The sequence below is a fragment of the Kineothrix sp. MB12-C1 genome, from assembly GCF_030863805.1.
GTDB lineage: Bacteria > Bacillota > Clostridia > Lachnospirales > Lachnospiraceae > Kineothrix.
In genome coordinates, this window is the sequence record NZ_CP132957.1 from 1,102,074 (window position 1) to 1,124,063 (window position 21,990).

Here is a 21,990-nt window from a genome sequence, read left to right on the forward strand (position 1 = left end):
CTAAGAAGCTACCGCTTTAATCTTTCTTTAATGAAATGCAATTAGAATACAAGAGGTAAAAATTCAGGAGTCCTCTAAGGAGTGTTCCATCTTTATTATTACTATCGAGGGTTACACAAAAATATAGGACCTACACATCAAGGAGGCTTTATACATGACATTCTGGAACAAACTTTTTTCTAACTTCGGGCTTATACAAATAACTCTACCACAGGTTATTATGATATTGCTCGCTTTGTTGTTAGCATATCTCGCCATCGTCAAAAAATATGAACCGCTATTACTTCTTCCTCTCGCCTTTGGCATGATGATCGCCAATATTCCGTTGGCAGCTCTTTCCGCATATAATGAAGGAGGCCTAATTTATTATTTATATCGAGGAATTGACTTGGGCATTTACCCGCCAATGATTTTTTTATGTATCGGCGCTATGACCGACTTCGGCCCTTTGATTGCCGCTCCCCGCAACGCACTTATCGGCTTGGGCGGCCAGCTCGGTATTTTTGTCGCTATGGGAGGAGCCTTATTAATAGGGCTGGCCCTTACATACATCATCCCCGGATTCGAACCCTTTACCCTGAGCGAGGCCGCTGCTATTGGTATTATCGGCAGTTCAGACGGACCAACTTCTATTTATACCGCCGATCGTCTTGCACCTGATCTCCTACCCGTAATTACTATTGCCGCTTATTCATACATGGCTCTGGTTCCGATTATCCAACCACCGATTATGCGTGCTCTTACCACACCCGAGGAACGGGTCATTGTGATGCCTCAATCGAAAAAGGTAACCCGTAAGCAGAAAATCTTCTTTTCATTTGGTATAACCCTTGCCACATTGCTTTTAGTTCCTGCGGCGGGTTCATTGATCGCTATGCTGATGCTTGGAAATCTAATTAAAGAAAGCGGCGTAACTAAAAGATATATTCATTCGTTACAAAATGATTTATTAAATATATTAACATTGCTAATCGGTCTTTCCGTCGGTGCAACTGCTACCGCAGAACGGATTCTGACCCCTCACACAATCCTGATTATTTGCTTAGGGTTATTCGCCTTCGCATTCGGAACGATTGGCGGTATTATTATAGCAAAGATTCTGTGCAAAGTAACCGGCGGAAAGGTGAACCCTTTAATCGGGAACTCAGGTGTATCCGCTATGCCGATGGCCGCCCGCGTTTCTCAGAAACTAGGGCAGGAATATAATCCTCATAATTATCTTTTAATGCATGCCATGGGACCTATCGTATCCAGCACGATTGGTTCAGCATTAATAGCAGGTATTTTCATCACCCTTTTCGCTTCATAACATCGCTTGAAGAAAATCGAGGAAATCTCTGCACATAAGAACATGCAATCCTATTCAAGGTCTATAGTAAAGATGAAAAGCCCTTTGGAGAAATCCGAAGGGCTTTTCTTATAGAGTTTATATAAATAATTTTTCAAAATAACAAAGTCAATCCTGTAACAAATACAATAAAAATTAACGCCCATGCAGGAAGTTATGACTGTCTTGTTACCTGTTCTAACTGTTCCAACATATAATGGTTGATTTTATGATAATTCGCCACATTCTCTACAAAGGAGAAGCATAAACTATTCCGTTACCGTATTCTTTTCTTTCCCACCGATATGACTGATTATCTTCTTGTTAATACGTCGAAGGAATAGTGCAGACATTCCCACTGATACTATCTCCGCAACCGGGAAAGCCCACCATACATAATCCACATTTCCAAGCCTGGACAATAAATAAGCTACCGGAATAAGAACAATCAACTGTCTGGCTAAGGATACCATCATGCTGTATACACCGTTTCCAAGCGCCTGAAACACCGAACTGCACATAATGCTGAAGCCAGCTCCCAGGAAACTGATACTGATAATACGAAGGGCCGGTATTCCGATAGCAAGCATCATTTCGGATGCGTCAAACATCTGCAGCAGGGTCTGTGTGAAGAATTGAAACAGCAGAAAGCCAACAATCATCAAAAGTGTAGCATACGCAATACTGAGCTTCACCGTCTTAATAAGACGCTCCTTCTTTTCTGCTCCATAGTTATAGGCAACAATAGGAACCATACCATTCGTCAGACCGAATACCGGCATGAAAATAAAACTTTGAAGCTTAAAATATACACCAAACACCGCCGTTGCCGTTGCGGTAAAGGAAATCAGAATAAGATTCACACTATAAACCATCAACGAACCGAGAGCCTGCATTATAATAGAAGGAACTCCTACCACATAAATATGACCGATAATACCTTTATCAGGCCGAAACCCTTTTATCTGTAATCTAACTTCGTGATTCACCTTTTGGTTAATGATGATCGCCAAGATACCTGCTGTAATCTGTCCGATAACAGTAGCGATCGCCGCACCCGCCACGCCGAGCTTAGGCATTCCAAAGAGACCGAAGATAAGAATAGGATCCAGAATAATATTAATGATTGCACCGATACCCTGAACAATCATTGTATACATAGTCTTACCCGTGGATTGCAGCATACGTTCAAAGGTAATCTGCATAAAAACACCGATAGATGCCACACATACTATCATCAAATACTGAGTCCCATATTCTATAATCATGGTGTCTGTCGTTTGGCTTTTATAGAAAGGCACCACCATAAACAAACCTATAACGAGGAAGATCAAATAAGATAAAACCGCCAAAAAAACACCGTTTGACGCGGCCTTATTCACCCTCTCCATATTCTTCTCGCCCAGCGCTTTGGATAATACAGCATTAACGCCCACGCCGGTGCCTACCGCCACGGCGATAATAAGACTTTGAATCGGAAATGCCAGCGACACTGCTGTCAAAGCTTTCTCATCGATCATCGCCACAAAAATACTATCTACAATATTATACAACGCCTGTACGAGCATGGAAACCATAATCGGCAGCGACATAGTCAGTAACAACTTGTTGACAGGCATATGACCCATCTTATTTTCTTTTTGTAATTCCATATTTTCTCCTTTTTATTCCGCGTACGTAGCCGCGCATCGTTTACCCGCAGGGTCTTTATTCTATCGGTCTATAGAATCAACGCTTTTACACTTTAGTGTGGCAAGGCCTTCCCTATAGAATAAAAAAAGAACATCTCATATCTTGTCAGATAAAGATGTCGCTTCATTATAATGAGGCATCGGGGATTCGAACCCCGGACAACTTGATTAAAAGTCAAGTGCTCTACCGACTGAGCTAATACCCCCTATTTAAACTGGGCTAGCTGGATTCGAACCAGCGACTGCAGGAGTCAAAGTCCTGTGCCTTACCGCTTGGCGATAGCCCATCACTTGTAACACCAAGCTTATCCTCCCGAAGTTACGGGAGCGCTTTACTCCTTTAATAAGGAAAGGGTGGGTAAAGGGATTCGAACCCTCGACCTTCAGAACCACAATCTGACGCGCTAACCAACTGTGCTACACCCACCATATGAGATAATAAAAATTATGCTTCCTATATCTCAAACGTGCTCGAAGGGATTCGAACCCCTGACCCACGGCTTAGAAGGCCGTTGCTCTATCCGACTGAGCTACGAACACGGAAGCGGGTGATGGGAATCGAACCCACGTATCTAGCTTGGAAGGCTAGTGTTCTACCATTGAACTACACCCGCATATATTTTACAACTTGCACTATTCAAAATCGGGGTGACAGGATTCGAACCTGCGACCTCCTGGTCCCAAACCAGGCGCTCTAGCCAAGCTGAGCCACACCCCGGTATATCTTCGATTCTTGTCACAGCGCAAGACATATTATATAATATGCATTCCCCTATGTCAACTGATTTTTATAACTTTCTTTTTTGTTTTTCTTTCTTTTACATTTTTCCCAGAAAACCGCACTTTAAAGATAATTAATTGTAAATTGTGCCTTATTTTCGTCATCTAATTCCATTATAATATAAGAAGGACGCTTACCTTCTTGTCTTGGGTAAGAGAGACTTCCCGGATTGATCGCTATCACTTTACCGCTCATATCGATAAGGGGTCTGTGTGTATGCCCGTACATAACGATATCCGCACCGCGCGCCAGCGCCTCTTCTTTAATTATCTGGCACCCCATCGACACATGGTAATTATGCCCATGAGTCAACCACACATGGTAGTTGCCTATTTGAAACTCTCTTTCCCGGGGAAGATCTGAAAAAAAGTCATTATTTCCAGTTACCATTTCCACTTGGCAGCCGGCACTTTCACAAATCATATATTCGCTTCCTTCCACATCCCCACAATGTACTACCATGTCTATAGGTCTTACTTGTTCCAGAACCTTTAAATAATTTGCGTTCTGTCGATGCGTATCACTTATTATCAGTACCCTCATATTGACCTCTCTTTAGAATCTCTTCTTCAGTTCTTCTTTCATTTTACGAAGCGCTTCCCCTCTATGGCTCACGCTATTCTTCTCATCGTCGCTTAACTGTGCCGTCGTTTTTCCAAGCTGCGGCAGATAGAAGATAGGATCATAACCGAAGCCATTTTCTCCTTTTTCTTCATAATCAATTCTTCCTTCAACCTGCCCATAGGTGGTGATCACTTCTCCGTCGGGGAAAACAGCAGCTATCGCACAGATAAAACGAGCTGTCCTCTCCTCATCCGACACCCCCGACAGCCTTTCTATCAAATTGGCATTCTTAATTCGATAGGACGTGTCCTCTCCCATATACCTGGCAGAATAGATTCCCGGTTCCTTATTCAGATAATCGATTTCTAACCCTGAGTCATCCGCAAGGACAATTTCTCCACATTTCTCCGCCACAGCTTTCGCTTTTATTACCGCATTTTCTTCGAAGGTCACACCGTCTTCCTCAATGGATAGATCGATTCCCTCTTCTTTCATTGACACTACATGGAATTCTGTATCGGCAAGAATCTCTCTGATTTCTTTCATCTTTCCGGCATTGCCTGTAGCAAAAACAATTTTTCTATTCATTATAAGCCGACCTTTCGTTTACTCTCCTTGCAACAGTTCAGTACCTTCTTCTCTTTCATATGCCTTGATAATCGCCTGATAGATCCCCGAGGCAATATAATCAAGGTAAATCTCATTTCTTAAAAGAGATGCTTCCTTTTCATTTGTAATATGCCCTACCTTTATACCAGCTGCCGGTATTTCCGCCTCCTGTATAACATAATCGCCTTCACCCGCAGGCTCAAGCCCGAGGGCTTTCCCCTTAATGCTTGTTACAACCTCCCGTTCCAGCAGATCCGCAAGTTCAACGCTTCCAAAGTCCGGAATGAAATAGCGCTCATTATAAACTGCCGATGTACCAAAATCCATGGTATCCTGAGATTCCCCCACTTCAATGCGTATCAGCATATCCGCTTTTACATCATTGGCAATGGAAACCCTCGTCTCTTCTTCCGGATACACATCCTCCATTCGCGTATAATACACTTTGATATCCGTAATATCTAACTTTTCCTTCAACTTCCTCGCAATTCCAAGGACCACATCTTTCTCCGCCAATCCATAGGCAGAGGCACCTGACTGTTCTTTCCCCCCTGCAGGATCGATGACTACAATCTTCTCGTGCAACTCTCCCGGGGGCAGGAATTCTATGTATAAATTATTTTCTTCCAAAATACTACGATATTCATATACTCCTGTCAATGAGAACTTTAGCATGGTTCCGCTTTCTTCACTCTCACAATAACCGAATTTTATGTTATCCCGATTTCCGGTAATCGAAGTTCTGCCATAGAAATCGCTATAATCATTTTCGAATATTACCCACAATTCTTTTGACATATAGTAGTTCTCAATTTTGACAGCCTCAGCCTTACTCGCACCCGGCAGGGGGATACATAGGTAATTCGCATCGCCCTCTCCCTCTCCGAAAGAGAGAGGCCCCCTCTCCTGCCCCGCTTCTCTATCCATGGTCCGCACTTCATCCTGTGCCACATCGGCAATGACCACCACCTTATGAGAGGCCATATACACAATAACCGCCATCGATACGGCTGCAAAAGCCACACTATATCCTATGGTCTTTTTCATCAGTTGCTGCATAACTTCTAACTCCCATTAACAGCTCAGCCTTCGGCTAAACTGTTACAATTCCCATTATTTCTCTGCATCGGATCTTGGCTTTTTTGCCGGCTTCGGCCCCATAAACTGATAATAATAGGTCTTCATCATACCGTTATATATTTTCCTGTTCTTGTCCGCTCTTCTTCCGATATCTCTCTCCGCATTTTCATAAGAAGTAATCATATACAAAGACCATGCATCCAGCATACGGTAACGCTCACCGAGAGCCTCATATAAGATATGAAGATTCTCTTTATCCTCAAGACGCTCACCATAAGGCGGATTGGTAATGATAAACCCATATTTTTTCCCGTGACTTAAATCTTTCACATCTCTTTTCTGGAAGTGAATCAGCTTGTCCACTCCTGCAAGCCGCGCATTCTCCCTTGCAGCCGCAACAATATCCTCATCCGCATCATAACCTTGAATATCCGTCTCTACGCTCAAATCTACCATTTCATTCGCTTCTTCAAACGTATCATGCCAAATCTGCTTCCCTACGACGTGAGACCAATTCTCCGCAGTAAAAAAACGATGCATTCCCGGAGCCATATTAGCTGCCATCATTGCTGCTTCTATCGGGAAAGTTCCACTTCCGCAAAAAGGGTCTACAAGAATTCTGTCCGCCCTCCATGGAGTCAGCATAATAAGCGCTGCTGCCAGGTTCTCCGCAATCGGAGCTTTCGCTGTCAGCTTACGATATCCTCTCTTATGAAGCGATTCCCCGGTTGTATCAAGGCCTATCGTCACCTCGTCTTTTAATAAGAAGACTCTTATAGGAAAAGATTCTCCATCTTCTTCAAACCAGCTCACTCGATACACTTCCTTTAGACGGTCCACCATCGCCTTTTTCATAATGGACTGGATGTCCGAAGGGCTGAACAGCTTACTTTTTACACTGCCTGCCTTTGCCACCCAGAACTTACCATCCTTAGGAATATAATCCTCCCATGAAAGATTCTTAGTTCCCTGGAAAAGCTCCTCAAAAGTCTCCGCATGAAAGCTGCCCACTTTAATAAGTATTCGTTCCGCTGTTCTTAAAAAGATGTTCGCACGGCATACTGCCTCTTCGTCACCAAAAAAGGTGACTCTTCCATCTTCCACATTGCTAATATCATAGCCCAAATCGATAATTTCTTTTTTCAAAACTGCTTCCAGACCAAAGTGGCATGGAGCAATCAATTCATATCTTCTCATCTTATCCTCGATTCCTTAATTTATAGTTACTGTTCACAGCTTTGCTGCTCACAGCAGCAGAATGCACACAAAATGCAATCGAACTGCATTTTGGCGCCTGAAGCACTCGCAAAATCGCATAGAAATGCCAAGATAAAGCATTTGGCATCGCGATTTTGACTTCGCGGAATAGCGATTGCTAATAATAACTATTTATAACAATTCAGTCCCCTCACTATTATATACGGAAAATTTGTATATGTTTTATATTAATGCCTCTTCCCACTACATGTCAATTGATTGTTATAGTTACATCTACGGTTGCGCATTGTAACTATTTTTAAACAACGAAAAAAGCGGGCGCTATTTATATAAATAGCATCCGCTTTCTTTGCCATCCGCTAAAACAAAAGCATCCTTAGCAATTATTACTTTTCTGATTTGTTGTTAGAAGAGTTGTTGTTATTGCTATTTTTTTGGTTCTGATTCTGTTTGTTACTGTTGTTGCTGTTGTTGTTATTGAACTTGCTCTCCTGACTCTGCTTGTCACTGTTCTGGTTATAATCGTTTTTAGACATGTTTCATTCCTCCTGATTAATTTTTGTTACAAGAGTAGTATGTCTGCTTCTATACAAAAGTATTCATTTACATTCATTTTCTTATGTAAGACTTTAGTACCATTTTTTTATTCAATTTGCACAAAAATGAATTAGGACTTTGGTACTATTTTTGACTTGCATTTTCCAAAATTCGTGCTATAATGACATTGTAAACAGAAATAACCCTTCATCATTTCTGTTTACAGACCCTTATATTAATTATTTATACTCCCCTCATGCAGAGCGTCAGACCCTTTCTGACGCTCTGTTACTTTTTATTTACCGAATTCTATTTTGAAAAATACGAACAACCATAACCACACATAAAACAGGAAGAAAAATGGGAAGAAGCACAGATACGACAGAGCCAATAATACCAATAATAAAAATTACTACTATAACAGCCAAAAGGACAAATAACCAGACAGGCATGCGATAGATACCGCTGCCGAATCCTCCTTTTTCCTTTTCATCAGCACCTTCTTCATATACTTCGTCATATTCCTGGTACCCGCTGCCCGTTCCTTCCCGCTTCTTCGCTTCTAGAATCGTCTTAGCCAGCAGCCTCGGATCGCCAAGACTTTCTATGACTTCCTCCTCACTCGTTCCCAGCCTGATCTGTACATCGATATAGTCCTGATAATACCTTATATTTTCATTTACAGAGCTGCTGCTCAGATTTCCGGCCAGTGCCATCTGCAAAGTCTCAATAAATTCTTTTCTCGTCATCGTTTCTCACTCCGCTAAAAGTATTCCATTTGTTTCTTTTATTATTCTATAGAATTCTATAAAACAAAAAAATCTCCACATCACATTTATGATAATGGAGATTTTTCATTTCGTCAAATTACATTTTTATTAAAAATATCTATCTTTTATATAAAGCTAATTACTCTTTAACACCGCCAAGGGCCACGCCGGCAATGATATATTTCGACAGGATAAAGTATACGATAAATATTGGCAGTATCGTAATAACGAGTCCCACATAGATAATACCATAATCAGTTCGGAAACGCTCTCCCCTCATTAACTGAACGAACATCGGAAGTGTATATAATTTCTGTGAGGACAGCAGCATGGAAGGCGTATAGAAGTTATTCCATGAAGCGATAAATACGAAAATTGCCTGAGTCGCAACAGCAGGCTTCATAAGAGGCACTGCAACCGTATTAAAGGTTCTGAATTCCGGGGAACCATCAATTCTGGCCGCATCGATAATCTCTAGCGGCAGAGCGCTTAACATATATTGCCTCATAAAAAATACCGTTGCCGGAGCTGCAATCGCGGGTACGATAAGGGGCATATAATTATTACTGAATCCCAACTGATACATAAAACGGAAAAAGCCTACAGAAGATACCTGTGTCGGAATCATCATAATTGCCATAATAAATGCCCATGCAAACTGGCTGCCTTTGAATTTATAAACAGTTACACCATATGCGGTAGCCGTGGAAAAGTATACCGACAAAACAGTACTTAAGCCTGCAATTATACAGCTATTTACCATATAGCGATATAACGGTACGTTTTGATTCGTCTGGTAAAGCAGCTTCTGGACATTCTCCATAATATGGGTGGAAGGAATAACGGAAAATGCCATCTGTATATCGGTGCTGGACCTTGTTGCATTAACGAGCATAATCCAGAAAGGAATCAAACTTAAGAAGCAAAGAAAAATACAAACGATATTTCTGAAAATAGATGCTGCCAGCACTCTTCCATGAGCACCATCCTTCACTTTGACTTCGCGTGCATCATTTGCTGCCATATTGCTTTCCCTCCTTTCTTGCTAATTCTTTGCGTACTGCTTTATGTTGCTTCTTCTCCAAGATCGCATCCTTATCACGCATAATATAGAAAAGAATGAGGCTGAAGAACAAGGTGACAACAAACAACACCACAGAAGTCGCTGAGGCCTTACCCATCTGTCTCGCCCCCGTAAACGCTAATTCCCGCATGTACATCGTAATCGTTCGCGTTGCATAATCAGGATCACCATATCCGCTCGTCGTAAGCAGTTTAGGAATATCGAACATCTGCAGGCCACCAATCGCGGAGTTAACTAGTGTAAACAACAGGATAGGACGGAGTAACGGCAATGTAATCTTTTTGAATATCTGAAAGTTGGAAGCGCCATCCACCCTTGCCGCTTCGAAAAGCGATGGACTGATTCCCAACACACCGGCGGTCAGTACGACCATCGTATTTCCATACCACATCCAGAAATTAATAAAGGAAATGATTCCTCTTGTCGCCCATCTATTCTTAAAAAACCGAAACGGCTGATCCAAAATGCCGAGCTGCATGAGAAACTGATTCACTGGTCCGTTAGGATCATTGAACAAGCTATAGAACAATACCGAAATAGTAGCCGCCGTAATAATATTAGGCATGAAGGTCATAATCTTATATGCGCCCTGTGCCCTTAACTTCACTCGCGTGTCCGTAAACCACACCGCAAGCAGAAGTGCCAGAAGTATCTGGGGAATGAAATTCATCAGCCACATAATAATCGTATTCCACAAAGACTGAAAGGTATAAGTTCCGAATAACGTACCATCCTTGCTGATAAACACCGTCTTAAAATTCTCGAATCCATTAAATACAGGCCCAACTTCCACGTTAAACATCGTATCGATATAATTCTCACAAAAGGCCAGACCAATCGTATATATTAGCGGCCAAAACTGAAATATTGCAAACACAATAAAAAATGGAGCAATAAAGTAGTAACCGTATCTACCATATTCCACTGTCTTGTGTTTTTTCTTTGCAGGCTTTGCCATTATTTTCACATCCTCTTCTTTGTCAAATATCCATCCCTTTATTTCGATAGGCATTCTTACATTGCCCCTATAATATCTGTACCGGCCCGATAGAGCCGGTACAGAGTTCAAATATAATTTCTTTATTCTACTGTTACAGCCGGATAAGCTTCTGCCACTGCCGTTTTGAAGTCAGCAACTGCCGTGTCCTTATCTTTGTTTCCCAATGAATATTCTATTACCTGTGTATCCAACAACGCATTTACTTTCTGGTCATATGCGCTCATCCAAGATACGTCTACATCTTCTGCAAGAGGTGAGAAGATAGAAATGAAATCCTGTCCCCCAAGGAAGTCATAGGAACCTTTGCCTGCATCCGACAAAGTTTTCATAGCCGCCTTATTGTTCACATAATCGAGAGTTTCCTCTGACATCTTTGTCATAATCTCTGTATCAGTGCAAAGGGCTTTCATAATCTTTCCTGCCAGTTCTTTATCGGAACAGCCTGCTGTCGCTCCAAGCCAAGTTCCTCCCCAATAGTAAGGAGCCGGTCCCTGTGCCATATTCCAAAGTCCATAAGTTCCTTCTCCAACTGCCTCACCGCCGCAATTCGCTTTGATGGTCCAATGTAGGAACCACGTACATCCGAAATAACCGAATACAGAATCACTGGAAGGGCCTGCGTTCCATTCTTCACTCCACTGAGTAGTCTTCTGGGTCAAATCTTCCGTCTCCAATACCTTAACAATATCCATATATTCGAGCATTGCATCGTCCATATGGAAAACACCTTCTTTATCCACCCATGGCTGGGTCTTATTGGATAGGAATGCGTTCACTACGTCACCGTTTGAGGAAAGCATTCTCGTTGCATCGCCGGACTTCTCTTTAATTTCCCTTGCTGTATCGAGGAAAGCTTCCCACGTGCCAATCTTAGCTTGCATTTCTTCCGGAGAAGTTACACCGAGATATTTCTCAGCCAGGTCTGTTCTATAGATAAAGGATCCAGGACAGCTCTGCCAGGAAAGACCTTTTAAGGAATTATCTCTTTGATCCGTTGCGATGGTCAATGTATAAGGATACATTTGCGCAAGGTCTTCATCGGTAATACCCAAATCAGTAACAGGAAGCGTATAATCACTATTGGTATACTTCATAATATAAGCCGCCTCAAAAGCAATCAAGTCCGGATAATCCGGTGCATCGGGTGTTTGCAATAACTGATCCACCTTCTCTTGATATACCGAATCATCCCCTACATTTACATATTCAATTCTGTCTGCAATTTCCGGATATGCATCATATACATACTGCAATCTTTCGCCAAGTTCCGTATTCCATGAATAAATATAGAACTTATCCGTAGACGTTTCCCCGCCCTCCGCAGGTACTTCTTCCTTTACTGCCTCCGCCTTTTCCTCTGCCGGAGCTTCTGTAGTTGCTGTCGGTGCACTTTGGCCACAGCCTGCCAGCAAGCCGGCAACCATAGTCAGTGAAAGTAAAGCACTAAGCACTCTTTTCTTCATTTACTTTTCCTCCCTTTGAATTATTAATAATAGGTGTGTTGTTTGTTTGCATTTATTTAATTGCCATAGAATTAGTTTGGGTTTTCCCATGGCAACAATGCCTAATTTATAGTTCCCACTGATTTCCCTTCGAAAACTTCCCCTTCTACCACCACTTGCTGAATCAGCGTCGTCTTAGGATGTTCAATTAGGTCGATCAGGCACTCTGCCGCCTTCGCCCCTACCAATTCGGTATCCTGGCGCAAAGTGGTAAGTTGTGGTTCCAGATGTCTTCCTATCCTTATTCCGTCATATCCCACTACCGATATATCTTGAGGAATGCTAAGTCCTCGCTCTTTAATAGCGTTAATTCCACCGAAACTTGCGAAGTCGTCCGGATATAAAATGCAGGTTGGCGGATTTGGTAAATCCAAAAGCTCCTGTGTCTTCTCAAAAGTAGCTTTCGTATCTCTATACGCCGCCTCTTTTATGTATTCATCCGGAATCTCCAGTTCGAGTTCTTGCGCCGTCTTATAGAAAGAAGACAAGCGGCTTTGTGTTACTGCTGAATCCATGCCGTGTATGTAGGCTATTTTACGGTGGCCTTTGTTATATACGAAAGTGAGAAGATCTCTCATTCCCTTCACATTATCAGAAATAATTGCAATTCTGTTATTAAACAAATGGTCGATGGTCACTACCGGAATATCACTTCTTACAAGATCCATTACCTCCGGATCATAGAAATCGATGCAAGCAATTACCACTCCATCAAAGCCCCGATATCTGGCATGATCCAGATAAGACATCTTATTGTTTCTCGTCTTGCAGCAGTTGATAAAAGTCATATCATAGCCTTGCTGTTCTGCTGTTTGCTTAAAACTGTCGAGCACATAGGCGAAGTAGTCATGCTTCAAACCGCTTTGCGCATCATCAACAAAAAGTACACCCAGATTGTAAGTACGGTTTGTCTTCAATGCCTTTGCCGCAGAATTAGGAAAATACCCCATCTCTTTTGCCGTCTTCCTAATATATTCCTTCGTCTCTTCTCCAATATCGCTATGATTATTTAATGCCTTGCTTACCGTCGCTACCGATACTCCGCATGCTGCGGAAATATCTTTCATTGACACCATATCGTCTGCTCCTTCGAATCTCCAACCAAACAAGTAGATGCTTTGTTCTGAAGATAAGTATTTTTGATTCACTTAATCGTTTTCGTAATTCCAATATATAACACTTTTTATAATTTTTCAATAGTTTTTTAATTTTATTTGTTTATTTTTAATATTTTGTGAGTTTTTAACAGTTTTAAGCAGTTGTTTTTTTATAGTTTTTACAATTACATTCCACGATCAGGAGTAATTCTCCCGCTCTCTCTTTACTTTCACTTGACTTTTACTTAAACGTTTTCTATAATTCAATTCTAAGAAGTACTTTTGCTATCATTTAACGTTTTCGTGCCTTTACCTTTACTAATTATTACTTAAACAATTACCACCCAATCATAAACACTTATGAGATATGGAGGAAATTATGAAATTTGGATATTTCGATGATAGCAGGAAGGAGTATGTCATTACCACGCCTACAACTCCTCTCCCCTGGATTAATTATCTGGGATGCAACGAGTTCTTCAGCCTTATTTCCAATACAGGCGGCGGATACTCCTTCTATAAAGATGCAAAGCTTCTGCGTCTTACCAGATACCGCTACAACAATGTTCCCGCTGACGGGAACGGCAAATACTTTTATATCAAAGATAACGATACCATCTGGAATCCGGGTTGGCAGCCCACCAAAACAACACTCGATAACTATGAATGCCGCCATGGCATCGGCTACAGCCGTTTCCTATCTTCCAAAAATGAAGTGACGGCCTCAGTCCTTACCTTCGTTCCTCTTAATGATAATTGCGAAGTCAGCACTCTGACGCTAACAAATAACTCCTCCGCCCCGAAAAACCTCTCTCTTTTTTCTTATGTAGAATGGTGTCTCTGGAACGCGGATGATGATATGAAGAATTTCCAACGTAACCTTAATATCGGAGAAGTGGAAATTATCGGGTCTGCCATTTATCATAAGACAGAGTATCGAGAACGAAGAAACCATTATGCAGTCTATGCGGTCAATACCTGCATCGATGGCTTCGATACGAACCGCGATGATTTCCTAGGCCCCTATCGCGGCGCAGATTCTCCTCTCGCCGTAGAAAACGGTTCATGCACCGGATCCATAGCCAGCGGATGGTCGCCCATCGCTTCTCATCAAATCACAATGGATTTGGCACCCGGGGAAACGAAATCATTTATTTTCGTGCTCGGATATTTGGAGAACCCAAACGATGAGAAGTGGGAAACTGCCGGAGTTATTAACAAGAAACCGGCGGAAGAAATGCTCTCACGATACCGGACCGATGGGGATGTAGAAAAGGCTTTTACCTCCTTAAGAAATTATTGGGACGCTTTACTTACTAAATATACCGTTAAATCTTCTAATGATAAAGTTGACCGCATGGTAAATATATGGAATCAGTATCAGTGTATGGTGACCTTTAACCTATCGCGCTCTGCCTCCTACTATGAATCAGGAATTGGTAGAGGGATGGGATTTCGCGATTCCTGCCAGGATCTCCTCGGCTTCGTACATCTCATTCCTGACCGGGCGAGGGAACGCATTATAGATATCGCTTCCACCCAGTTCCAGGACGGCAGCGCTTACCATCAGTATCAACCCCTTACGAAAAAAGGGAATTCCGATATCGGAAGCGGCTTCAACGATGACCCTCTCTGGCTGATTGCCGGTACCAGCGCCTATGTGAGAGAGACAGGCGATACATCTATCTTAACAGAGTCCGTCCCTTTCGATAACGATATATCCGTGGCAGCTCCTCTCATGGAACATTTAAAACGCTCTCTCGACTATATCATAACCCACAAAGGTCCTCATCACTTACCCCTTATCGGACGTGCCGATTGGAATGACTGCCTGAACTTAAACTGCTTCTCAGAACATCCCGGCGAATCCTTCCAAACCTTCGGTCCAAGCGAAGGAGCCGTGGCCGAATCGATATTTATTGCAGGCATGTTCGTGAAGTATGGAGAAGAATATGCACAGCTATGTGACTTAATGGGAATGCCTACGGAAGCCGGGCGCGCCAGGCAAGAAGTGGAAAGTATGAAAGAAGCCATCCTAACGCACGGCTGGGACGGCGATTGGTTTCTCCGCGCTTATGATGCTTACGGACAAAAAGTCGGCTCTGCTGAATGCGAAGAGGGACAGATTTTTATTGAACCTCAAGGCTTTTGCGTTCTTGCCGGCGTTGGCGTAGCGGAAGGCATTGCCAAAAAGGCATTGAATTCTGTTAAAAGAAGGTTAGATACCGATTATGGGGTTATGATCTTGCAGCCTGCTTACACCCGCTATCATCTGGAGCTTGGAGAGATTACCTCCTATCCACCGGGTTATAAGGAGAATGCCGGAATCTTTTGCCACAATAACCCTTGGGTTTCCATTGCGGAGACGGTGCTCGGACGCGGTGACCGCGCCTTTGAAATCTACCAGAAAACGTGTCCTGCCTATGTAGAGGAAATCAGCGAGATCCACCGCACAGAACCTTATGTTTATGCACAAATGATTGCCGGACGCGATGCGAAATTCCACGGGGAAGCCAAAAATAGCTGGCTGACAGGTACGGCGGCATGGACCTTTATTAATATTTCCCAGTATATTCTGGGTCTATATCCCACCCACCAAGGGCTCTCCATAGACCCTTGCGTCCCTAAAGATTTTGGCGACTTCGAGTTGACCAGACAATTCCGGGAGGGAAATTATACCATTAAGGTACAAAATCCGGACAATGTGGAAAAAGGAGTAAAACAAATTTATGTGGACGGCGTTCCCATAAGCGGAACGATTATCCCTTATATAAAAGGAAAAAGCTTTTATCATGTTGTTGTCGTTATGGGATAAACTATATGAATGAACAAAGGGAAACTTCCCGGATTTATTGGGAAGTTTCCCTTTGCTATTATATATTGTTGTGCCGGAACGCCCCTCTACATCAGAGGCCCGAACAGGCGAAGCACTCTTCCGAGCAAGCGCTGAAGTATCGGTATCTTCTTGTAATATTCCATATCGACCGAAATACACTTTTCCAAAGTCTCCTGAAAATCTTTCTCCACTTCGGCGACCACTTCATTGCGGTACATATAGGCGGCACATTCGAAGTGATGATACAGACTTCGGTAATCCAGATTTATCGTTCCTACCACTGCCTTTTCATCATCGGAAACAAAAAGCTTCGCATGGATAAAGCCAGGTTCATATTCGTATATTTTCACACCTGCTCCAAGCAAATCAGGATAGTATGTTCGCGAAAGAGCAAATACAGCCTTCTTATCCGGAATATGGGGAACGATTATTTTCACATCCACACCTCTTCTTGCCGCATATTGCAGTACATCCAGCAAAGCATTATCTACAATAAAATAAGGTGTCATAATATGTACATACCCGGTTGCCTGATTAATTATATCCATGTAAACTGTCTCAGAAATATTTTCCGGTGTGGAAGGGCCATCTCCATAAGGCATCACAAAACCGGAACTTCTTATCGTATGTTTCTCATTCTGCCTAATATATTTGGAATAATCCTCATTACCGGGTGATGATACATTCCACATCTGTAGAAACATCAAGGTGAAACTTTTTACTGCATCCCCTTCTATCTTGATCGCTACATCTTTCCAGTATCCGTATTTCACTACTTTATTAATGTACTCATCTGCTAGATTGACACCGCCTGTATAGGCAATCTTACCATCGATTACTGCTATCTTTCTATGATCCCTGTTATTTTGTGCGGTCGATAATAAGGGCCTGATAGGAGAAAACATTTTCGCCTGAATACCATAGGTACACAATTTCTTCGGATAAGAATACGGGAGAAGCACAATGGAGCACATGCCATCATACATAAAGCGGACCTCCACACCCGCTTCCACCTTACGCTTTAGAATATCCAAGATAGAATTCCAGAGGATTCCTCTTTCAACAATAAAAAATTCCAGGAAAATAAATTCCTGTGCCTTTTCCAACTCTTCAAGCAAGTCATCAAACTTCTCCTCACCAGAGGAAAAATAAGTGACTGACGAATTACCATAGGTAGGAAATCCCCCTTCTTGTTCTACATAACGGCTCAGATTCGCCATATGAGCATTGGAAACACCCATTTTCTTCTTCGTCTTGTCATCCGTAAGGAGCAGATGTGCCGTTTCTTGTCTTATCTTATTCAGTCGTTTTTTAAGGCCGGCATTCGTCCAATCCCCTATGATGAACAGATAGAGAAGAGCTCCGAACACCGGAGCCACACAGATGGGAATTACCCATGCTAACTTGAATTCAGGAATCTCATCCTTATTGATAATATGAACCAAGAGCGCCCCGCTAATAGCCACCATTATAAAAAAGGTCACTTCCGAATATTCTCCCAGCCACCTGTATACAGCAAACAGCCATGACAGTTGCACTAACAAAAGAACCAAGGTAACCATCGTTCTGCCAAATACAATTTTCAGCGCTATTCTAAGAAACTTTCTCATCTTTTGCACATGCTCCTTTCGAAAGTGGAAATAAAATTTAACCGCACATTCCTAAAAATCCGGTAAAGCTCATAATAGCCTTACCGGACAATAACTTTCGCATAAACCGAGATCAATATTAATAGTTCTCTGCTCTTACCTGGAAATAAGACTGAGGATGATCACATACGGGACAAATCTGAGGAGACTTCTTACCGAAGTGGATATGGCCGCAGTTAGCGCACTCCCATACTACATCTCCATCTTTGGAGAATACAATACCTTCTTCAATATTCGCCAGAAGTTTGCGATATCTTGCTTCATGCTCTTTCTCGATAGCTGCCACGCCTTCAAAAAGTGTTGCAATCTTTGTAAAGCCTTCTTCTCTTGCTTCCTTTGCAAAAGTTGCATACATTTCTGTCCATTCGTAATTTTCGCCAGCTGCCGCATCTTTTAAATTCTCTATCGTATCGCCGATACCATCATGCAGAAGCTTAAACCAGATTTTCGCATGCTCTTTCTCGTTATTTGCTGTTTCTTCGAACAACGCCGCCATCTGAACATAGCCGTCTTTTTTTGCTTTTGATGCGTAGTATGTATATTTGTTTCTCGCTTCAGATTCCCCAGCAAATGCTGTCCTTAAGTTCGCTTCTGTTTTAGTACCCTTTAAATCTGCCATAATTTTTCTCCTTTTCCTCTTAGCTTATTTTACAGTGTTTCAAGCATTGCCATCACACCATTGTTACCTGTTGTCTTCCACATTTTCTGTCTCTTTTGTACATGCTTCGCATATCCCCTCAAAAAGCAGGGAATGTCCGGTAATTACATAACCGTTAGCATATTCAACATCCTGCTCCGGCTTCGGGAAACGCTTCATTCGCACATCGTCAATTCTTCCGCAGCTTTTACAACGAACATGACAATGAGGTTCCATAATACAGTCAAATCGATCCGCACCAACGCCGGAGACACGACGAAGCTGGCCTTCTTCCACCATCCGGTTCAATATCCGAAAGACCGTTGCCCTTCCGATTGATGAGTGCCTGTTGCAAATCTCAATATAAACAGCATCTGCTGTAGGATGTCCCTCCATCCCGCGCAAAGTCTGCGCCACAATTTCCTGCTGTATGGTATTCCTGCGTTCAGCCATAAACTCTATCCCTTTGTTATTGGTACAAAGTCTCATTAATAATATAATAACACAATGCCACAATTTGTCAATATATTTTCTGTTTTCTTGTAATATTTTTCGTTATTCTCAGCTTCTTTTGAGTGTATGCAATTCTTCCTCAAAACATACCCCATCGATCTGAGGAATTGCCAGCTCCTCCGACTTCATAATACATTTTTTCACGAACCCGGAAGCTTTCTTTACAGAACGGCTGAATTCTACATTGTTTACGGCATCTGCGGCGATAATAGATGCAAATAGATCCCCGGTGCCCGACCGTTCTATTCCAGCCTTATGGGTACGAAATAACTTCGCCTCTTTCCCCTTCTCCATCACATAATTAGCGATCATTCCACCTTGCGGTATTCCTGTAATCACTACTTTATCCGGTCCCTTATCCAAGAGCATCCGGCCCATGCGGTGCAGTTCAGCCTTCTTCCAGCCTTCAGGCTTATAAGGAGTATCTGTCAGCTTGCAACACTCCGTCAGATTGGGGGTAATAATATCGGCACAAGCCACCAGCTTCCCTAACTCTTCACACATTTCATCCGTATATGTTCTATAGATCCGTCCATGGTCTCCCATCACTGGGTCCACAATAACCGTCGTTTTATCGCTTCTGAACTCCTCGATAAATCGAATCACCGTTTCAATCTGCTTCTTGGAGCCCAGAAATCCCGAAGCAATCCCTTCAAAAGTAAGGTTCAACTTATGCCATTTGGAAATGTAATCATCGATTCTATCTGTATAATCGTCAAAAAAATAATCCTTAAATCCGGTATGATTGGAAAAGATGGAAGTAGGTACCGGGCAGCATTGCACTCCCAAATAAGAAATGACCGGCATAGCTACCGCTAATGAACAACGCCCATACCCCGATAAGTCATTGATTACTGCTATTTTCTTCTGTCTATTATGGGACATCCTTTCATTCCTCCGCAACTTTCCTTTATCCTCTAAGTATCTGTAGTTCTTTCATAAATATCAGCGAATCCCTTATGATTCTCCAAGAAAATATCCACCAATAAGGGATCAAAATGAGTGCCGCGCCCCTCTTCAATGATGCTCTTGCTCTTTTCATGGCTGAATGCTTCCTTATATACGCGCTTCGACCGCAAAGCATCGTAAACATCGGATAGAGCCATAATACGCGCTGATATTGGAATATCATCACCCTTTAGCCGATTCGGATAACCGCTTCCGTCCCATTTCTCATGGTGACCAAGAGTGATCTCCATGCCAATACGAATAAATTCATTCGTATTGTATCTCTTTTCAATACTGGCAAGCGTCTCATATCCAATTGTTACATGAGTCTTCATAATTTCAAATTCTTCCGGAGTCAGCCTTCCCGGTTTTAATAAAATGGCATCCGAAATACCGACCTTGCCGATATCATGAAGAGGAGCCGCCTTAGCGATATTCTCTATAAAGTTACTACCAATTTCATCCGGGTACTCACCCATTTCCCATAACTTCTTCGCTATCAGTTTACAATATTCTGAAGTCCGGCCAATATGGCCTCCCGTGTCATCATCCCGCGATTCCGCCAACTTCACAAGGGCATGTATCGTTGCAATCTGAGCACTCGATACTTCTTCTACCTTCTCCTGTACAAGGTCTTGCAGATGATTATTATATTCTTTCATCTTCTCTTCTGCTGCCTTAACTTCCGTAATATCCTGAATCGTACCGTGAACCGAAATCGGATTCCCCGAAAAATCCCGCATAACGATACTTCTCACATGCACCCATTTAATTCTTCCGCTCTCCATCAAAAGCCGGTAACGCAGTTCAAGTCCTCCGGCACCCTTCCAGAAGTCTTCCATAGGCCTTTTTGCCTTTCCATAATCTTCAGGATATACTTTGGAAAAATAAAGGTCCAATGAGGACTGCACGCCTTCTTCTAACTCCAAAATCCGACTTACCGTATCGGACCAAGTGAGTTCTTTCGTCTGTACATCAATTTCCCAATTGCCAAGCAGGGCGATTTCCTGAGCCTCCCGCAGTCTCGCATCACTTTTCTCCAAGCGTGTGGATATTTGCGCATATCTGGACATAAGCTCCGACACCAGATTCTCCTGAATGCGTTTGTCAATTTGATCCGCAAAATATTCAAAAGCCATCTTAATATGCTCATCCGAATAGGAACTCAACCCCTCATATTCCATTTTCTCTATCATCATCGACGTATGCTTCAACGCTTCTCCTCCTTAAGGAAGTAATCGATTCCTATGTTCTCCAGAGATCTCAAACATTCGATTGCCAGTTCCATAGATACTCGCGTGTGTAAGAGACTTCCGTGCTGCGGAGCAATGATAGAGATATCCAACTCCTCGATGCGGTCTAATGCATAATCAAGCGCCTTCTTCGAAGTCATATTATGCTTATGAAAATTAAGAATTCCTTCTATCTGACATATTTTATTTCCGGCCGGACATGCATTTCTTTCCTCGCAGTCCCTACATCGCTCGCCGATTTGCGTATACAAATTCCAATTATAATCGTAACTTCCAAAAATATCGCTACTGAACAGCACCTTCGTCTTCGTATCATACGTGATGAAACTTCCGGGAGAATGAGAATAAGGCGTCTGGATGAACTGCAATCGCCTTCCGCTCGCAAAATCAAAGTGCATTCTCATTTCTTCGATACAAAGTTTGGGCGATTTCGCTGAATAATAGTTGATAAAAAGGTTATTTTCTTTATGAGAAATAATTTTTAATTCTTCACTGTTAATTACAGATTCCATATGAGGAATATTCGCACATAGATCCGGATCATAATGCTGATAAATCAAACGCTTAATTTTATGCGGACTCGTACCCGTTCGCATAATTTTAAGCATAACGGTACTGAAATCATCCCTGCTGCCGCTATCAATCAGCACAGCTTCATCTCCGTCCACAATTAAATATGGATTGCAGTGAAGACCCATATGTTCATCCGCAAACCCAACCCAATAAACACCTTCTGCAATTTCTATATATTCACTATAGTCTAAACTTCGATTTTTCATTTGTAGTGAGTCTCCTTATTATGCCATATGAATATTATAATTTATCTAAATCACAGAAGCAAGGTGTTTCCGATTTATACTTCTTAATTAATTCTATAAAAGAACAAAAGTGTGC

At 42.3% G+C, this 21,990-nt stretch carries 19 protein-coding genes and 6 tRNA genes; 2 read left to right on the forward strand and 23 right to left on the reverse strand.

The features are described from left to right. Window positions 1-154 precede the first annotated feature (154 nt). Window positions 155-1,309, forward strand: a complete 1,155-nt coding sequence (locus RBB56_RS05105; protein ID WP_306721313.1) for a sodium ion-translocating decarboxylase subunit beta — start codon at window positions 155-157, stop codon at window positions 1,307-1,309. Window positions 1,310-1,596: 287 nt separating this feature from the next. Here the strand turns inward: RBB56_RS05105 and RBB56_RS05110 are convergent, their stop codons facing one another. From RBB56_RS05110 to RBB56_RS05190, 17 genes are all read right to left on the reverse strand, one after another. Then, window positions 1,597-2,979: an MATE family efflux transporter gene (locus tag RBB56_RS05110; RefSeq protein WP_306721314.1), complete on the reverse strand. Its 1,383-nt coding sequence runs from the start codon at window positions 2,977-2,979 to the stop codon at window positions 1,597-1,599. Window positions 2,980-3,151: 172 nt separating this feature from the next. Then, window positions 3,152-3,224: transfer RNA gene (locus RBB56_RS05115), tRNA-Lys, on the reverse strand. 9 nt (window positions 3,225-3,233) lie between these two features. Further along, a tRNA-Gln gene (locus tag RBB56_RS05120) sits at window positions 3,234-3,305 on the reverse strand. Window positions 3,306-3,371: 66 nt separating this feature from the next. Further along, window positions 3,372-3,445 (reverse strand) — tRNA-His (locus RBB56_RS05125). Window positions 3,446-3,484: 39 nt separating this feature from the next. Beyond that, window positions 3,485-3,558: transfer RNA gene (locus tag RBB56_RS05130), tRNA-Arg, on the reverse strand. Window positions 3,559-3,561: 3 nt separating this feature from the next. Next, window positions 3,562-3,632 (reverse strand) — tRNA-Gly (locus RBB56_RS05135). A gap of 29 nt (window positions 3,633-3,661) precedes the next feature. Further along, window positions 3,662-3,736 (reverse strand) — tRNA-Pro (locus RBB56_RS05140). Window positions 3,737-3,862: 126 nt separating this feature from the next. Further along, window positions 3,863-4,342, reverse strand: a complete 480-nt coding sequence (locus tag RBB56_RS05145; protein WP_306721315.1) for a metallophosphoesterase family protein — start codon at window positions 4,340-4,342, stop codon at window positions 3,863-3,865. Between the two features lie 12 nt (window positions 4,343-4,354). Next, the gene (locus RBB56_RS05150; protein ID WP_306721316.1) at window positions 4,355-4,951 is read right to left on the reverse strand and encodes an XTP/dITP diphosphatase; all 597 of its coding nucleotides are present in this window, start codon (window positions 4,949-4,951) and stop codon (window positions 4,355-4,357) included. A gap of 18 nt (window positions 4,952-4,969) precedes the next feature. Then, on the reverse strand, window positions 4,970-6,031 hold the full coding sequence (locus tag RBB56_RS05155) for an N-acetylmuramoyl-L-alanine amidase family protein (RefSeq protein ID WP_306721317.1): 1,062 nt from the start codon (window positions 6,029-6,031) through the stop codon (window positions 4,970-4,972). 54 nt (window positions 6,032-6,085) lie between these two features. Continuing rightward, the gene (locus RBB56_RS05160; RefSeq protein WP_306721318.1) at window positions 6,086-7,249 is read right to left on the reverse strand and encodes a THUMP domain-containing class I SAM-dependent RNA methyltransferase; all 1,164 of its coding nucleotides are present in this window, start codon (window positions 7,247-7,249) and stop codon (window positions 6,086-6,088) included. 407 nt (window positions 7,250-7,656) lie between these two features. Next, on the reverse strand, window positions 7,657-7,806 hold the full coding sequence (locus RBB56_RS05165; RefSeq protein WP_306721319.1) for a hypothetical protein: 150 nt from the start codon (window positions 7,804-7,806) through the stop codon (window positions 7,657-7,659). A 300-nt stretch (window positions 7,807-8,106) separates the two neighbouring features. Continuing rightward, window positions 8,107-8,556, reverse strand: coding sequence for a DUF1700 domain-containing protein (locus RBB56_RS05170; RefSeq protein ID WP_306721320.1), 450 nt, complete (start codon window positions 8,554-8,556; stop codon window positions 8,107-8,109). 160 nt (window positions 8,557-8,716) lie between these two features. Further along, the gene (locus RBB56_RS05175) at window positions 8,717-9,601 is read right to left on the reverse strand and encodes a carbohydrate ABC transporter permease (RefSeq protein ID WP_306721321.1); all 885 of its coding nucleotides are present in this window, start codon (window positions 9,599-9,601) and stop codon (window positions 8,717-8,719) included. Continuing rightward, window positions 9,588-10,673: a carbohydrate ABC transporter permease gene (locus tag RBB56_RS05180; RefSeq protein WP_306721322.1), complete on the reverse strand. Its 1,086-nt coding sequence runs from the start codon at window positions 10,671-10,673 to the stop codon at window positions 9,588-9,590. The genes RBB56_RS05175 and RBB56_RS05180 overlap by 14 nt, the downstream gene beginning before the upstream one ends. A 68-nt stretch (window positions 10,674-10,741) precedes the next feature. Beyond that, the gene (locus RBB56_RS05185; protein ID WP_306721323.1) at window positions 10,742-12,124 is read right to left on the reverse strand and encodes a hypothetical protein; all 1,383 of its coding nucleotides are present in this window, start codon (window positions 12,122-12,124) and stop codon (window positions 10,742-10,744) included. A gap of 101 nt (window positions 12,125-12,225) precedes the next feature. Continuing rightward, window positions 12,226-13,239, reverse strand: a complete 1,014-nt coding sequence (locus tag RBB56_RS05190) for a LacI family DNA-binding transcriptional regulator (protein ID WP_306721324.1) — start codon at window positions 13,237-13,239, stop codon at window positions 12,226-12,228. A 400-nt stretch (window positions 13,240-13,639) separates the two neighbouring features. Here RBB56_RS05190 and RBB56_RS05195 point away from each other — a divergent pair, with 400 nt between their 5' ends. Continuing rightward, complete coding sequence (locus RBB56_RS05195) at window positions 13,640-16,075, forward strand: GH36-type glycosyl hydrolase domain-containing protein (protein ID WP_306721325.1); 2,436 nt, start codon at window positions 13,640-13,642, stop codon at window positions 16,073-16,075. Window positions 16,076-16,161: 86 nt separating this feature from the next. Here the strand turns inward: RBB56_RS05195 and cls are convergent, their stop codons facing one another. The 6 genes from cls to RBB56_RS05225 all read right to left on the reverse strand — a co-directional run bounded on the left by cls (window position 16,162) and on the right by RBB56_RS05225 (window position 21,875). Continuing rightward, window positions 16,162-17,706, reverse strand: coding sequence for a cardiolipin synthase (gene cls / locus RBB56_RS05200; RefSeq protein ID WP_306721326.1), 1,545 nt, complete (start codon window positions 17,704-17,706; stop codon window positions 16,162-16,164). 118 nt (window positions 17,707-17,824) lie between these two features. After that, window positions 17,825-18,364 (reverse strand): rubrerythrin, encoded by a 540-nt coding sequence (gene rbr, locus RBB56_RS05205; RefSeq protein ID WP_306721328.1) that lies wholly within the window; start codon window positions 18,362-18,364, stop codon window positions 17,825-17,827. 63 nt (window positions 18,365-18,427) lie between these two features. Next, entirely contained in the window at window positions 18,428-18,835 is a 408-nt protein-coding gene (locus RBB56_RS05210) for a Fur family transcriptional regulator (RefSeq protein ID WP_306721329.1), read from the reverse strand. 108 nt (window positions 18,836-18,943) lie between these two features. Continuing rightward, entirely contained in the window at window positions 18,944-19,780 is an 837-nt protein-coding gene (locus RBB56_RS05215) for a pyridoxamine kinase (RefSeq protein WP_306721330.1), read from the reverse strand. 32 nt (window positions 19,781-19,812) lie between these two features. Further along, window positions 19,813-21,057, reverse strand: coding sequence for an HD domain-containing phosphohydrolase (locus tag RBB56_RS05220; RefSeq protein WP_306721331.1), 1,245 nt, complete (start codon window positions 21,055-21,057; stop codon window positions 19,813-19,815). Continuing rightward, window positions 21,054-21,875 (reverse strand): MBL fold metallo-hydrolase, encoded by an 822-nt coding sequence (locus RBB56_RS05225; protein ID WP_306721332.1) that lies wholly within the window; start codon window positions 21,873-21,875, stop codon window positions 21,054-21,056. Before RBB56_RS05225 ends, RBB56_RS05220 begins: the two co-directional genes overlap by 4 nt. Between the last annotated feature and the right edge of the window lie 115 nt (window positions 21,876-21,990).

Bases quoted from the DNA above. Each gene is read 5' to 3' on its own strand.
- RBB56_RS05110 (WP_306721314.1), bottom strand. From the start codon at position 2,979: ATGGAATTACAAAAAGAAAATAAGATGGGTCATATGCCTGTCAACAAG.
- RBB56_RS05190 (WP_306721324.1), bottom strand. From the start codon at position 13,239: ATGGTGTCAATGAAAGATATTTCCGCAGCATGCGGAGTATCGGTAGCG.
- RBB56_RS05145 (WP_306721315.1), bottom strand. From the start codon at position 4,342: ATGAGGGTACTGATAATAAGTGATACGCATCGACAGAACGCAAATTAT.
- RBB56_RS05175 (WP_306721321.1), bottom strand. From the start codon at position 9,601: ATGGCAGCAAATGATGCACGCGAAGTCAAAGTGAAGGATGGTGCTCAT.
- RBB56_RS05225 (WP_306721332.1), bottom strand. From the start codon at position 21,875: ATGAAAAATCGAAGTTTAGACTATAGTGAATATATAGAAATTGCAGAA.
- RBB56_RS05155 (WP_306721317.1), bottom strand. From the start codon at position 6,031: ATGCAGCAACTGATGAAAAAGACCATAGGATATAGTGTGGCTTTTGCA.
- RBB56_RS05215 (WP_306721330.1), bottom strand. From the start codon at position 19,780: ATGTCCCATAATAGACAGAAGAAAATAGCAGTAATCAATGACTTATCG.
- RBB56_RS05185 (WP_306721323.1), bottom strand. From the start codon at position 12,124: ATGAAGAAAAGAGTGCTTAGTGCTTTACTTTCACTGACTATGGTTGCC.
- RBB56_RS05150 (WP_306721316.1), bottom strand. From the start codon at position 4,951: ATGAATAGAAAAATTGTTTTTGCTACAGGCAATGCCGGAAAGATGAAA.
- RBB56_RS05180 (WP_306721322.1), bottom strand. From the start codon at position 10,673: ATGCCTATCGAAATAAAGGGATGGATATTTGACAAAGAAGAGGATGTG.
- RBB56_RS05165 (WP_306721319.1), bottom strand. From the start codon at position 7,806: ATGTCTAAAAACGATTATAACCAGAACAGTGACAAGCAGAGTCAGGAG.
- RBB56_RS05210 (WP_306721329.1), bottom strand. From the start codon at position 18,835: ATGGCTGAACGCAGGAATACCATACAGCAGGAAATTGTGGCGCAGACT.
- rbr (WP_306721328.1), bottom strand. From the start codon at position 18,364: ATGGCAGATTTAAAGGGTACTAAAACAGAAGCGAACTTAAGGACAGCA.
- RBB56_RS05105 (WP_306721313.1), top strand. From the start codon at position 155: ATGACATTCTGGAACAAACTTTTTTCTAACTTCGGGCTTATACAAATA.
- RBB56_RS05195 (WP_306721325.1), top strand. From the start codon at position 13,640: ATGAAATTTGGATATTTCGATGATAGCAGGAAGGAGTATGTCATTACC.
- RBB56_RS05160 (WP_306721318.1), bottom strand. From the start codon at position 7,249: ATGAGAAGATATGAATTGATTGCTCCATGCCACTTTGGTCTGGAAGCA.
- RBB56_RS05170 (WP_306721320.1), bottom strand. From the start codon at position 8,556: ATGACGAGAAAAGAATTTATTGAGACTTTGCAGATGGCACTGGCCGGA.
- cls (WP_306721326.1), bottom strand. From the start codon at position 17,706: ATGAGAAAGTTTCTTAGAATAGCGCTGAAAATTGTATTTGGCAGAACG.